This window comes from Streptomyces sp. NPDC002845 (assembly GCF_053591955.1).
In genome coordinates this window covers 67,731-80,970 of sequence record NZ_JBSFUU010000034.1, presented here as the reverse complement: position 1 = coordinate 80,970, position 13,240 = coordinate 67,731, and the positions used below count along the sequence as shown (strand labels likewise).

The 13,240-nt window shown below is 70.6% G+C and carries 14 protein-coding genes; 1 reads left to right on the top strand and 13 read right to left on the bottom strand.

From position 1 onward, the window contains the following. Positions 1-211: 211 nt before the first annotated feature. The 12 genes from ACWD3C_RS24855 to ACWD3C_RS24800 form a co-directional block, all read right to left on the bottom strand. Positions 212-718: an XRE family transcriptional regulator gene (locus ACWD3C_RS24855; protein WP_451147432.1), complete on the bottom strand. Its 507-nt coding sequence runs from the start codon at positions 716-718 to the stop codon at positions 212-214. 448 nt (positions 719-1,166) lie between these two features. Beyond that, positions 1,167-2,852 (bottom strand): Na(+)/H(+) antiporter subunit D, encoded by a 1,686-nt coding sequence (locus tag ACWD3C_RS24850; protein ID WP_451147430.1) that lies wholly within the window; start codon positions 2,850-2,852, stop codon positions 1,167-1,169. After that, positions 2,842-3,372 carry a hypothetical protein gene (locus ACWD3C_RS24845; RefSeq protein WP_451147428.1) on the bottom strand — a complete coding sequence of 177 codons (531 nt, stop codon included), beginning with the start codon at positions 3,370-3,372 and terminating at the stop codon, positions 2,842-2,844. Before ACWD3C_RS24845 ends, ACWD3C_RS24850 begins: the two co-directional genes overlap by 11 nt. Beyond that, a complete protein-coding gene (locus tag ACWD3C_RS24840; protein WP_451147485.1) occupies positions 3,369-4,841 on the bottom strand; it encodes a proton-conducting transporter transmembrane domain-containing protein in 1,473 nt (490 codons plus the stop codon). The genes ACWD3C_RS24845 and ACWD3C_RS24840 overlap by 4 nt, the downstream gene beginning before the upstream one ends. A 1-nt stretch (position 4,842) precedes the next feature. Continuing rightward, complete coding sequence (locus ACWD3C_RS24835) at positions 4,843-6,321, bottom strand: monovalent cation/H+ antiporter subunit D family protein (protein ID WP_451147426.1); 1,479 nt, start codon at positions 6,319-6,321, stop codon at positions 4,843-4,845. Then, a complete protein-coding gene (locus ACWD3C_RS24830; RefSeq protein ID WP_451147424.1) occupies positions 6,318-6,815 on the bottom strand; it encodes a cation:proton antiporter subunit C in 498 nt (165 codons plus the stop codon). Before ACWD3C_RS24830 ends, ACWD3C_RS24835 begins: the two co-directional genes overlap by 4 nt. Continuing rightward, the gene (locus tag ACWD3C_RS24825; protein ID WP_451147422.1) at positions 6,812-7,807 is read right to left on the bottom strand and encodes a DUF4040 domain-containing protein; all 996 of its coding nucleotides are present in this window, start codon (positions 7,805-7,807) and stop codon (positions 6,812-6,814) included. The genes ACWD3C_RS24830 and ACWD3C_RS24825 overlap by 4 nt, the downstream gene beginning before the upstream one ends. Next, the gene (gene mnhG, locus ACWD3C_RS24820) at positions 7,804-8,118 is read right to left on the bottom strand and encodes a monovalent cation/H(+) antiporter subunit G (protein WP_451147420.1); all 315 of its coding nucleotides are present in this window, start codon (positions 8,116-8,118) and stop codon (positions 7,804-7,806) included. Before mnhG ends, ACWD3C_RS24825 begins: the two co-directional genes overlap by 4 nt. Then, positions 8,115-8,396: a monovalent cation/H+ antiporter complex subunit F gene (locus ACWD3C_RS24815; protein ID WP_451147418.1), complete on the bottom strand. Its 282-nt coding sequence runs from the start codon at positions 8,394-8,396 to the stop codon at positions 8,115-8,117. Before ACWD3C_RS24815 ends, mnhG begins: the two co-directional genes overlap by 4 nt. Then, positions 8,393-8,932, bottom strand: coding sequence for a Na+/H+ antiporter subunit E (locus ACWD3C_RS24810; protein ID WP_451147416.1), 540 nt, complete (start codon positions 8,930-8,932; stop codon positions 8,393-8,395). Before ACWD3C_RS24810 ends, ACWD3C_RS24815 begins: the two co-directional genes overlap by 4 nt. After that, positions 8,929-9,237 (bottom strand): hypothetical protein, encoded by a 309-nt coding sequence (locus ACWD3C_RS24805; RefSeq protein WP_451147414.1) that lies wholly within the window; start codon positions 9,235-9,237, stop codon positions 8,929-8,931. Before ACWD3C_RS24805 ends, ACWD3C_RS24810 begins: the two co-directional genes overlap by 4 nt. Next, complete coding sequence (locus tag ACWD3C_RS24800) at positions 9,237-9,725, bottom strand: CBS domain-containing protein (RefSeq protein ID WP_451147412.1); 489 nt, start codon at positions 9,723-9,725, stop codon at positions 9,237-9,239. Before ACWD3C_RS24800 ends, ACWD3C_RS24805 begins: the two co-directional genes overlap by 1 nt. A 225-nt stretch (positions 9,726-9,950) precedes the next feature. Between ACWD3C_RS24800 and ACWD3C_RS24795 the strand changes: the two genes are divergently transcribed. Continuing rightward, positions 9,951-11,150 carry a PucR family transcriptional regulator gene (locus ACWD3C_RS24795; RefSeq protein ID WP_451147410.1) on the top strand — a complete coding sequence of 400 codons (1,200 nt, stop codon included), beginning with the start codon at positions 9,951-9,953 and terminating at the stop codon, positions 11,148-11,150. 315 nt (positions 11,151-11,465) lie between these two features. Here ACWD3C_RS24795 and ACWD3C_RS24790 read toward each other — a convergent pair whose 3' ends face one another. Beyond that, positions 11,466-13,181, bottom strand: a complete 1,716-nt coding sequence (locus ACWD3C_RS24790; protein ID WP_451147408.1) for a bifunctional 3'-5' exonuclease/DNA polymerase — start codon at positions 13,179-13,181, stop codon at positions 11,466-11,468. Between the last annotated feature and the right edge of the window lie 59 nt (positions 13,182-13,240).

The window sequence follows — 13,240 nt, the reverse complement described above, 5'->3', positions numbered from 1 at the left end:
ATTCCGCCAAGCGTTGTCCGCTGAACGGAGCGAACGGATTTTCGCGTGAGCCTAAGTGATGGCGTGCACGTGCTCAAGTCGCCCCGAGTCGGCCGGACCGCAGACCGATACATTCCGGCCGCGGACGGCTCGGGACGGCTCACGCGTCAGGACCGGTGCAGGACCACCTCGGGATCGTGGCAGGACCACCTCGGGGCGTGGCAGGACCGCCTCAGGGCTTCGTGTCCCGCGCGCGGCCGGGCGGCGGCTCCGGCAGCCCCTCCAGTCTGCGCGCCTGGTCGATCACACCGCGGATGGCCTGGATGCTTCCGGCCGACAGGCCGTTCATGCGCAGCGCGACATCCCGTACGTCGCTGTCCTCCAGGATCCTCACCAGCTCCTGCTGGGCCCGGGTCAGCTCGACCCGCTCCTTGATCCGGGCGAGCTTGGCGTCGACCCGCTCGGCCACCGCGTCGTCGAAGAAGTAGGTCACCGGGACGCCGAAGAAGCCCGCGATCACGGTGAGGGTGCTGACCTTCGGGTCGGTGATCTCGCCCTTGCGGATCTTCTGGATCGTGGCGTGCGACACCGTCGGGCCGTCCGGCCCGGCCTTCGTGCGAATCCCCTCGGCGATCTCCATGTAGCTGAGCGGGCCCCGGTCCGGGGGATGGACGGTGCCGATCAGGTGGTCGAGCTTCTGGGCGATGGTGCGCCCGCTCGCCGGTTTCCGGCTCTGCACCCGATCACCCCTCGCTGCTGACACCGCCGACATCACCGGTCGCTCTCGGCGGCCACACCTTCACTGCGCGCCTCCACTGTGCACCGAAGTTTACGGGCGAGGGTAGCGGCACGGTGACCATAAAGTCTGATTGACAATCCGGAGGGGTGGTCGGCATGCTGAGGGAGGCCCGTAAAACAAAGTAGACGGCGCCGCGTGCGGTCCTACAACGGGGGAACGCATGCCGCGTCGTCGGCAACGGGGGGCGGGTCACGGGGGGACGGGGGCCGGGCCGGGAGCGCGGGGGCGCTTCCGGCCCGGTGCGGCGTGCTCTGTGCGCTCGGCGTGCTCATCATGGGTGATCTCTTGGGGCGGAACCCCATCCCAGCTGCGAGCCGCGAGCCGCGACACGTACGCCTACGCCGTGGCCCGGCGACGGAGGGCACTTCACGGAGACACATCGCAGGCCCTACAGCAGCGCCAGCAGGAGCACGGTTCCCAGGAGGAAGACGGCCCACCAGACCATCAGGTGGGTCGGCCACGGCGTCGCCAGTTTCGCCTCCGGACGCAACGGGCGGGTGGTCGCGTTCCACAGGGTGCCGCCGCGTTGGCGCAGAGGCGGGCCCAGGGTGCCGCGCAGCCGGGGGACGGCGCGGGACAGGGTGCGCCAGCCGTACGGCAGCACCCGGCGGTAGACCGCGTCCGTGTCGAGGTTGACCGAGCGGAGCTCCGGTGGGTAGAGCCCGGTACGGACCAGCACGGTGAAGGCCATCGAGGCGAGCAGCAGCAGTTGCAGCTGGTTGATCACGTGCGCGGTCGTGTAGGGGGCGTAGTCCACGGGGTGGGGGAGAAGTTCGTACAGGAGGTTCGGGGCCACCCCGATGCCTACGCAGATCAGCGCGGCCATCGCCATGGCCACACGCATGTTCAGCGGGGCCTCGGCCACCCGGTAGCCCCGGTCGTGGGCGAAGAAGGCGAAGTAGGGGATCTTGATGCCGGCGTGGTGGAACACGCCGGCCGAGGCGAAGAGGAGCATCAGCCAGACCACGGTCAGGTGCTCCTGGCCGACTGCCTCCATGATCATCGACTTGGTGGCGAACCCGGAGAAGAGCGGGAATGCGGAGATGGACGCCGCGCCGACCATACAGAGCGCCGCGGTCTGGGGCATGGACTTGTAGAGGCCGCCGAGTTCGGACCCCTTGACCGTGCCCGTACGCATCAGCACCGCGCCCATGGCCATGAACAGCAGGCCCTTGAACACCATGTCCGCCACGGCGTGCGCGCTCGCGCCGTTGACCCCGAGAGCACCGCCGATGCCGACCCCCGCGACCATGAACCCGAGCTGGTTGATCATGCTGTAGGCGAGCACGCGGCGCAGGTCGTTCTCGATCACGGCGTAGAAGATCGGGAAGACCGTCATGGCCGCGCCGACCCAGATCAGCAGGTCGGTGCCCGGGAAGCCGCGCGCCAGTACGTAGACGGCGAGCTTGGTAGTGAACGGGGACAGGGCCACCGCGCCGACGACCGTCGCCTCCGGGTAGGTGTCGGTCAGCCAGGCGTGCAGCAGCGGGAAGGCGCACTTGATGCCCACCGCGAGCAGGATCAGGGCGTCTCCGGGGCCGCTCAGCCCGAGGTAGCCGAACTCGATCCCCTCGCCGGCTTGGACCCGTAGCGCGATTCCGGCCAGCATCAGCAGCCCGGAGAGCAGTTGCGCGACCAGGTAGCGCATGCCCGCGCGGTAGCTGCGCTCGGTGCGGCCCGCCCAGATCAGGAAGGCCGACGACAGGCCGGCGAGCTCCCAGAACACGAACAGGGTCACGAGGTCACCGGCGAGCGCGCCGCCGACCGCGGTACCGGCGTAGAGCGGGATGATCGCCTGTTGCAGGGGGTCCCGCAGGTGCAGGGCGTAGATCGAGGTCAGCAGCGCGGCGACCAGGAAGCCGGTGGCGAACAGGCGGGACAGGGCGTCGATCCGTACCGGGGTCAGCTCCAGGCCGAAGAGCGCGAACGTGGCGCCGGGGCCCTCGGGCAGCAGCCACAGCATGACCAGGCCCGCCACCGGCAGCAGCAGCATCAGGACGCGGCGGGGCAGGCCGCGCAGCAACGCCACACCGGCCGCGCCGAGCATCAGCAGCAGAGCGGGGCTAGTCATCATCGCGGTCCCGTTCCGGCAGGTCGTTGCGGTCGTGTTGCGTCGGCTCGTCGCGGTCGTGTCGCCACTGCTCGTCGTGGTCGTGTTGCGACTGCTCGTTGCGGCCGTGTTGCGACTGCTCGTTGCCGTCCTCTTGCCACTGCTCGTCGCGGTCCTGCTGCGCCTGCTCGTTGCCGTCTTGTTCTGGCGGCTCGTAGTAGTCCTCGTCGCGACGCAGCAGCCGCCGCAGCTCCTTGGCCGCGAGGACGAGGGTCACGCTGCCCACGAAGCCGTAGACGGCGTAGAACGCGGGCCACCGTTCCACGGAGAAGTGGGGGTGCTTGGTGTAGAAGAAGTCGGCCACCAGCGCCAGCGCGCACAGCACGGCCAGGCCGTACACGATGAGGGTCACGTTGCGCGGCTCGTCCAGCCAGCGGCGGTCGTCATCGACCCGGTGGCGGTCGTCGAGCCGGCGGTCGCCATCGGCCGGGCGAGCGTCATCGGCCGGGCGGTGGCCGTCGGCCGGGCGGTGGTCGTCGCTCACGGCAGCTCCAGGGTCCTGGCCAGTGGTTCGAGCACGGCGTCCGCACCGAAGAACAGCGCGACGCAGCCGAGCGCGGTCAGGGTCAGCGGCCCGGTCATCACGAGCGGTGCCTCACCGTGCGCCGGCAGGTCGGCCGGCGGCCGCAGGAACGCGCGCACCGCGATCGGCATCAGATAGGCCACGGCGAGCAGCGAGCCGACGAGCAGCACCACGAGCGGCACGACCTGGTCCGCCTCGGCCGAGCCGAGGAGCATCAGCCACTTGCTCCAGGTGCCGCCCGTCGGAGGCAGGCCGATGATCGAGACCGTGGCCGTCAGGAACGCCGCGAAGGTCCACGGCATGGTGCGGCCGAGCCCGTCGAGCTCACTGACGCGGGTCTTCCCGGCCGTGATGGCGATGGCGCCCGCGCACAGGAACAGGGTGATCTTGCCGACCGCGTGGGTGACCATGTGCAGGGCGCCTCCGGCGGCGGCGACCTCGTGGGCCAGCGTCGCGGCCAGCACGATGTAGGCGAGCTGGCTGACCGTCGAGTAGGCCAGCCGGCGCTTGAGGTTGTCCGACCGTATCGCCACGATCGCGGCGGCGATCAGCGTGAACGAGGCCGCCCACTTCATCGGCTCCGCGGCACCGCTCTCGCGCAAGGTGTCCAGGCCGAACACGTACACGGTGACCTTGAGGACCGTGAACACCCCGGCCTTGACCACAGCGACCGCGTGCAGCAGCGCCGACACCGGGGCGGGGGCCACCATGGCCGCGGGCAGCCAGCGGTGCACCGGCATCAGCGCCGCCTTGCCGATGCCGAACAGGTAGAGCGCGAAGAGCAGGGTGAGCACCCCCGATCCGGCCTGGCCGGCCAGGATGCCGCCGAGCCGGAAGTCGGTGGTGCCGGCCAGGACCCAGGTCCAGATGATCGCGGGCAGCAGCAGTCCGATGGAGGTGACCAGCAGCATCACCACATACGTGCGTGCCCCGCGCCGGGCCTGCTTGTCGCCGTGGTGGGCCACCAGGGGCCAGGTCGCCAGGGTCATCAGCTCGTAGCCGATGAGCAGGGTGACCAGGTTGGCCGAGAGCGCGATCCACATCGCGGACGCGATGGTCAGCGCGAAGAAGGCGAAGAACCTGTCCAGGGCGGGCTCCCGCGCGGCGCGCAGGTACCCGGCGGCGTAGACCGTGGTCACCGGCCAGAGCACGGCGGCGACCGAGGCGAACAGCAGGCCCAGCGGTTCGAGTGCGAACTCCAGCGACAGGCCGGGCAGCCACGTCCACAGCTCGAAGCGCAGCCCGCGTTCGGCCACGGGCCACAGCGAGAGCACGGCGCCCGCCAGCGCGAGGCCGAAGGCGACCGAAGCGGCCTCGCGTGCGAGGGGCCGGCGCCGCAGAAGCAGTACGGCACCGCAGGCCAGCAGCGGAAGGGCCACCACGGTCGGAAGGGCGGCGGCCCGGTCGGGGGAGGTCCAGGCGGTGACCATCTCAGCCACCCCCCTTTCCGAGCAGCGCTTCCGCCGCGGCGTCGGCGAGATGGGCAGGCAGGGACGCGTCGATCCCGAAGTAGAGCGACAGCAGGACGAAGAACCAGATGGCGGCGACCATCGACGCCGGTGGGCGCAGCGGTTCGACCCCGTCGGGCGGTTCGCGGAACCACGCGACCTCGACGACGCGGCCGATGTAGACCAGGGCGAGCAGCGAGCCGGCCAGCATGGCCACGAGCACGGGCCACTGGCCCTTCTCGACCAGCGCTGTCACCAGCGCCCACTTGCTGACGAAGCCCGCGGTCGGCGGCACCCCGACCAGGCCGAGGCCGGCCACCGCGAACGCGGCGAACGTCCAGGGCATCCGGCGCCCGATCCCGGCCAGCGCCGAAAGCTGGACCGAGCCGAGCCGCAGCAACAGCAGCCCGGCCGTCGCGAACAGGGCGGCCTTGGTCACCGAATGCATGATCATGTGCAGATACGCGGCGGAGACACCGGCCGTGGTGGCCAGGCTGACTCCGGCCACGATGTAGCCGACCTGCGCGACGCTGGACCAGGCCAGCACATACCGGAGGTCGTTCTGGAAGCACGCGGCGGCTGAGCCCGCCAGGATCCCCAGGACGGCCAGGATCAGGCCGATCCGGTCGACGGGCATGGCCCCGAACACCAGCGACGCGCCGAACACGGTGAACGCGAACCGGCAGAACACGTAGATCGCGACCTTGGTTCCCGTGGCGGCGACGAACGTGCTCACGACGGACGGCGCCTCCCCGTACGCCGCGGGCAGCCAGGCGTGCAGCGGGAAGACGGCCATCTTGACCGCGAGACCGACGAAGACGAAGACCACGGCGGCCTGCAGCGCGCGGTTGTCGTGGCTGCCGGTCAGCCGCTGCGCCAGGTCGGCCATGTTCAGGGTGCCGGTGACCGCGTAGGCCAGGCCGATGCCGATCAGCACGAATGTCGCCCCGATGGTGCCGATCACCAGGTAGCGGAAACTGGCCAGCAGCGCCTGCCGACGACGCCCCATGGCGATCATCGTGTACGTCGACAACGAGCTGATCTCCAGGAACACGAACGCGTTGAACACGTCCCCGGTGATCGCCAGGCCCAGCAGCCCGGCCAGGGTGAGACACAGGCAGGCATAGAGCAGCGGGGCGCGCCTGGCGTCGAGCTCGGCCTCGACACTGCGCCGGCTGTAGACGGCGACGACCGCGGCGCTCAGCGAGACCAGCAGCAGCACGGGGGTGTTGAAGCCGTTCACCACGAACTCGATGCCGTACGGCGCCTGCCAGTCGCCCATCGCGTACCGCAGCGCGCCGGTCCGGTCCACGCGCTCGGCCAGCAGGACGGCACAGGTCAGCGAGGCCAGGGCGGCGACGAGGAACAGCAGCCACGCCACGATCCGGGACCGCAGCAGTACGCACAGCGGCGCACACAGCAGCGGGACCGCCACCTGAAGCACCGGCAGGTGATCCGTCATGAGCCGCCACCGTCCTGCCCGGCGGCACGGTCGCCGTCGTACTCGGGGGCGCGGTCGTCGTCGTACTCGGCGGCATGGTGGCCGTCCTGCCCGGAGGCGCGGTCGGCGCGGTCAGCACGGTCGGCGCTGTCGATGCGATCGGTGCCGTCGGTGCTGTCGTGTTTGAGTACCTCGTCCTCCTCGACGGTTCCGTATGCCTCGAAGATGCGTACGGCCAGGGCCAGCCCCACGGCGAGAGTGGCGACGCCGACCACGATGGCGGTGAGGATCAGCACCTGTGGCAGCGGGTGCGAGTAGACCTCGACGTCGTCCGAGATGATCGGCGCACTGCCCCCATCCCTCTTGCCGAGGCCGATGTAGAAGAGGAAGACCCCGACCTGGAAGAGGGTGAGGCCGATCAGTTTCTTCAGCAGGTTGCCGTGGCTGATGACGACGTAGAGCCCTATCAGCATCAGGGCGAAGAACGTCCAGTAGACGTAGTGGGACGCGATCACCGGGACACCCCCCGGCCCGCGAAGCCGAAGAAGATCGTCGTCATGACCGACGCGACGGTGATGCCGATGGCTGTCTCCACGACCAGAATCCCGAGGTGCTGCCCGGTCTCGGGGTGGCCCGGGGCGAGGACGTCATAGTCCAGGAAGGAGCCGCCGAGTAGCATGGTGGTCACGCCGAGCCCGATGTAGAGCAGCAGGCCGAGGGAGACCAGGAACCACAGTGCGGCACGCGGCACCACGCGCTGCGCCCGGTCCAGCCCGAACACCAGACCGTAGAGCACGAAGCCGGACGCGAAGATCACGCCGGCCTGGAAGCCGCCACCGGCGCCGTAGTCGCCGTGGAAGAGCACATAGAGCGCGAACAGCAGGATGAACGGCATGAGCGCGCCGCTGACGACGCGGATGACGCGGTAGTCGGCGAGGTGGAAGTCCGCGGTCGGCCGGGTCCGCTCCGGCCCCGCCAGCGGGCCGAGCAGCGACAGTACGGCGAGGCCCGCGGTGAAGACGACGACCAGCTCTCCCAGGGTGTCGAGCCCTCGGTAGCTGGCCAGCACCGAGGTGACGGTGTTGGGGATGCCGATGTCCTCCTGGGACTGGTGCAGGTACACGTCGGTGAGGGGGTGGCGTTGCACGGGGCTGTCGGCGGCGCCGAACTCGGGCAGGTCGAGACTGGCGTAGACGAGCATGCCGCCGGTCAGCAGCACGGCGACCGCGCCGGGCAGGCGCCGCCGACGCGGTGTGACGGCCTCCCGGGAGCGGGTGAGCGCGAGTACGCCGAGGATCAGCACGGTGCTGATGCCGACGCCTACGGCGGCTTCGGTGAACGCCACGTCCACGGCGTCGAGGAGGACGAAGAGGCTCGCGGTGACCAGGCTGAACAGCGCCGCCAGCATCGTGGCCTCGTAGAGCGCGCGCAGCCGTGTGATGGTCACGGCGGTCGCCATGAGAATGGCGAGAAGCGCTACGTTGATCAAGGTGAACGTCGTCGTCACTGGCGCCGGTCACCCTCCTGCCACATGGGTACGCCGTCGCGTCGCGCGGCGTGCGCCAGAATATGCGTCGCGGTGGGACTGGTCAGCCACAGGAACAGCAGAATGATCAGCAGGCGGACCGCGGTGCTCCAGGCGTCCACCCGCAGCAGCAGGCCCAGCAGGATCAGCCCGGCACCGGCGGAGTCGGTGATGCCGGCGGCGTGGATACGGGTGTAGAAGTCCGGGAAGCGCAGCAGGCCGACCCCGCCGGAGAGCACGGCCAGGGCACCGGCGGCCAGCAGCACGCCACTGAGTATGTCGAGGACGCTCACCCTCGTTCGCCCCCCTTTGCCTCGCTCAGCAGTTCCTGATAGTGGGTCAGGCGCAGCACCGCGACGGTGGCGACGAAGTTGACCAGTGCGTAGAGGATCCCGATGTCCAGGAACTCGGGACGGCCGAAGAGGAAACCGGCCACCGCGACGAACAGCACGGTCTTGGTGCCGAACGTGTTGATCGCGAGGATGCGGTTGTAGAGGCCGGGGCCCATGAACGCGCGCAGCAGTGTGAGCACCATGGTGACCAGCAACGCCGCCATGACGGCGAAGATCATCGTTGTGCCTCCGTCTGCCGCACCCGGCTCAGCATGACTCCCTCGCGGAGTTCGTCGACGCCGGCCCGTTCCAGGCTGTGCACCTTGATGGCGTCCTCGTCGACGTCCAGTGACAGCGTGCCCGGGGTCAGCGTGATCGAGTTCGCGTAGACCACCTGCGACAGCTCCGGCAGGTGCGCCGCCGGAGTCGACTCCACGACGGGCCGCAGAGCCGGCCGCGGTGACCAGACCTTCCGCATCACCGTGTACGTCGAGAGGAGAACCTGCCCGCTCAGCCACAGGAAGTACCGCGGCAGGCGCAGGGCGAACGACAGCGTCACGCTCTGGTGGTCCAGACCGGCCCGCCGCGTCAGCCAGCAGACCACGGCGACCGAGACCGCGCCGAGCGCCAGCAGCAGCGGCTCGAAGTGCCCGGAGAGCAGCAGCCAGAACACGACGGGGAACGGGGCGATCCGTAGGAATTGCATGGTGGTCTTGCGCCGGGGTTGCTGTCTCGCGCTCGCGGCGCGGGTGGAGTCACGGTCGAGCAGGCTCACACGGCTCCCTCGCGGTCGCGCCGGCCGGTCGGCCGGGTGCCGAGGACGGTGATCTGCCGGGTGCCGTGGACGGTGATCTGCTGGGTGGGCCCGGCCGTCACGCGCCGGGCGGCGGCCCGTTGGGCCACGCGGAGCCCGGGCGCCCGGACCGTCGCGGCGAACCGGGAGCCGACGGGCGGCGGGCCGTACGCCCCAGGGGGTGGTCCGGAAGCCGGAACCACCGGTGTGTACCGGGTGTACCGGCCGGGAAGGCCGCCCGCGAATTCGCGCGACGGCCACCGCGTGGGGTGCACATCCCTGGTCATCAGGACGCACCCCCGGACGCGCCTTCGGCGGATGCGCTTTCGGCGGCGGTGGCCAGCCGCCCGAGCAGACGGCTGGCGGTGACGATCCCGAGTATCCCGCCTTCTTCCCGCTCGACCAGGGCGAACGGGCACTGCCTCCGCACCATCAGCGCGGCGAGTTCGACGACCGTCGCCTGCGGCCCGACCCTCGGGATCCGGAGCGGCCCCCAGGTGAGCACGTCGCGGACGCGGGTTCCGACCAGCGTCCCGGCTATCCGGTCGGCATGCCGCTCGTCGATGACATGGGTGAGGCCGGGGTCGTCCAGGAAATAGTGCGGGAGCGCCGCCCGGAGCAGGTCGACCGACGACATGCAGCCGATCACCTCTCCTTGTTCGTCGGCGACGACGAGGCCGGGCAGGCCGTGCCGGGCGACCATCTGTACGGCGGACAGGACGTCGTCGTCCGGGAGCGCGGTCGGCAACGTCTCGATGACATCGGCGGCATGCATGCGTGTCTCCCGTCATCGAGAACGTCGTACGGGCAACTCGATCACCACGATGATTATCTGCTACTTCGTGAACATGTCCAACGTTCGGCGTGAACAATCAGCTGCCCGCAATCTTTGCCGACGACCGGCAAGAAAGGCTTCGCGACGCCGGAAGCGTCGCTCTCCCCGTACATCCGCTAGTGGTTCCGCTAGTGGTTCTACGCGTGGCATAGCAAGCTGTCCGGTGTGCCGCCACACAAGAAGGAGATCGAGCTCGCCATGACATGGGGGACGCCGTCGGACTTCACCGGTGCGGAGCCGCCCAGTGTGGCGGACCTCGTCGCACGGGCGAGCGACGAGGCGCGCGGCGTACCGGCGGATCTCCTGGAGGGATATCTGACCGTGCTCGCGAAGGTCAGCACGGGAGGACGGCTCGGCCCTGACGAACTCCGCCGTCGGCGCGACATCGGTGCCCGGGCGGCCGAGCGCAACGTGCCCATGCGTGGTGTCGTCGACCTCTACCTGAGCGCGACATGGCTCGCCTGGCCCTCGCTGCCCGGGGTGCGGGAGGCCGCGGGCGCGGACGCGATGCGCCGGATCGGCGAGGCCGTCTTCCGTGCCGCCGACGCGACGATCACGGCTGTGGCGGAGGGGTATGAGGAGGCCCAGCGCTGGTCGTTGCGCCAAGAGGAGTCGTTCCGGCGTGAGTTCGTCGACGACCTCCTCGACGGGCGCAACGTGGAGACCCTGGTGGGACGCGCCGAACGGTACGGCCTGCGGCTCGTCGGCAGCTATGTGGTGATCGTCGCGGCGGGCCCGCAGCCGTTCGTCGACGGCGGCCCGATGACCCGTCAGGTGGAGTCCATCGTCGGCCTCGGCCCGGCGAGTAGGGACGTGCTCGTGACGACCAAGGACGCCCTGCTGGTGTGCATCGTGCCCGATGTGCACGGCACGGTGCAGGAGTTCGTCGCGCGCGTCATGGAGAGCCTGAGGCCCGACGGCGCCTGGCGGATCGGCATCGGACGCCCGCAGCGCGGGCCCGGCGGTGCCGTCCGCTCCTTCGAGCAGGCCCGGCAGGCCCTGCACATCGGCCAGCGCCTCCAACTGCCCGGCCAGGTGCACCGGGCGTCCGACCTCCTCGTCTACCAGGTGCTGATACGGGACAGAACAGCGCTCGCCGACCTGGTCGAGGTCGTCCTCGAACCCATACGCAAGGCCCGCACCGGCCCCGGCACACTCCTGGACACCCTGTCGGCGTACTTCGCGGCGGACCGGGTGGCGACCGCCGCGGCACGCGAACTCCACGTCGGCGTACGAACAGTGACGTACCGTCTCGACCGGGTCCGGGAACTGACCGGGTACTCGGTGCACGACCCGCAGCAGAGCTTCACGTTGCAGGTTGCCGTCCTCGGGGCGCAGTTGCTCGGCTGGCCCGGTGAGTCCTGACCGCTTCGGGTGCCTGGCCCATCAAGGACGTTGACCCGCCTCACGCGCACCAGCAGAATGAGCGCGCGTTGCTGAGAGCGCGTACGACGGCAGGCTTCGGCAGGCGTACAACGTGGGGCCGTACGTGTTCTTCGACGGGGTGCCGCAACCGGACGGGTTCGTGCGGGGGGACGGGACCGCGAATGTGGGGAGTCAGTTCGGGTACTACCCGTACCGGCACACGGGGGGCGACCGCCTGGTACCTGCTGGCAGCGGTGCGGGCCAATCCGTTGCGGGCCTGAGAGGCCGAGAAGGGTGACTTCGGGCGCTGAGTGATCACTTCGCGTCGGCATAGCACTCCACCACCGCCGTCGTGAACGGGAACCGCACCGGCGTCTGTCCGAACGTGAGCCGTCCCGCGAGCTCCGACGCTTCCCCGATGGCGGCGACCACCGCGTCCGCCTCCTCCGCCGGGCAGTGGACGATCACCTCGTCGTGCTGGAAGAAGACCAGCTCGGCGGCCATGCCCGCGAGGGCGCGGCGGAGGGCGGCGAGGAGCAGCAGGGCCCAGTCGGCGGCGCTGCCCTGGACCACGAAGTTGCGGGCGAAGCGGCCTCGGGCGCGGGAGTTGGTGGAGGCGTAGCCCGGGGTCCACTCCTGGGCCGGGCTCGTGCCGGGGCTGTCGGTGGTGTCGGTGGTGTCGTCCTGGGACTGCGGGATGCCTGCCTCCTCGGCTGCGGACTCGGAGGCTCCGGCCGCCGGTGGGCACGTACGGCCCAGCCACGTCCGTACGAGCCTGCCCTCCTCGCCCGCGCGGGCCGCGTCGTCGACGTACGCGACGGCCCTGGGGAAGCGGCGGCGGAGGGCGGCGAGGTTCTTCAGGCCGTCGCCGGACGTCTGGCCGTAGACCGCGCCCAGTACGGCGAGTTTCGCCTGCTCCCGGTCGCCGGAGAACGCGCGGTCGGAGACGGACTGGTACAGATCGCTCTCCCGGCCCGCGACCTCCATGAGGCCCGGGTCGCGGGAGACGGCGGCGAGTACCCGTGGCTCCATCTGGTCGGCGTCGGCCACGACGAGCCGCCAGCCGGGGTCGGCGACGCAGGCGCGGCGGACGACCTTGGGGATCTGGAGCGCGCCGCCGCCGTTCGTGACCCAGCGGCCGGTGACCGTGCCGCCCGCGAGGAACTCGGGCCGGAAGCGGCCGTCCCGGACCCAGTCCTGGAGCCAGGACCAGCCGTGGGCGACCCAGATGCGGTAGAGCTTCTTGTACTCCAGGAGGGGTTCGACGGCGGGGTGGTCGACGGTCTCGATCTCCCATCGGCGGGTCGATCTGATCCTGATGCCGGCCTTGGCGAAGGCCTTGACGACCTCCGCGGGCAGGTCGGGGCGGACGCGGTGGCCGAAGGCGTGGGAGACCTCGTCGGCCAGCTCGGCGAGACGGCGGGGCTCGCCGCCGCCCGCGTAGCGCTCGCCGAGCAGTTCGTGCAGCACGCGGCGGTGGACGTCGGCGCTCCAGGGGAGGCCCGCCCTGTTCATCTCGGCGGCGACCAGGGTGCCGGCGGACTCGGCGGCCGTGAGGAGGCGCATGCGGTCGGGGTGGGCGGTGGTGTCGTGTCGTCTCTGCTGGTCCGCGTACACCTCGATGAGGTCGGTGAGGGGGACGTGGACCGGGCGGGGTTCGAAGAGCGACGACTGGGTGGTGGGTTCGGCGGAGCGCTGGGGCGGGTCGGGGGGTACGGGGGCGCCGTGGAGGCGGGCGAGGGCGGCGGCCGCCGAGCGGGGCTCTCCGAGCCGGCCCTCGTGGCCGAGCAGCAAGGTCTCGGCGACCTCGATGTCGTAGCAGCGCTCTACGTGCACGCCCGTGGCGAGCAGCTGCGGGTACACCTCTGCGGTCGTGCGCCAGACCCACCGGGTGACCTGCGGTCGGCTCCGCACGGCCGTGACCAGGTCCGGCTCCCTCTCGACCGGCCCTGCGGGCAGCCCGTCGGGGCCGAGGGGGGCGACGTCCACGCCACCTTCCTCGGCCGGGGCGAGGGCCCAGCGGTCGGTCATGGGGGGAGTCTGGCAGGGGGGTGTGACAGTGGGGCTGCGCGGGGCTGAGCGCGGGGTGT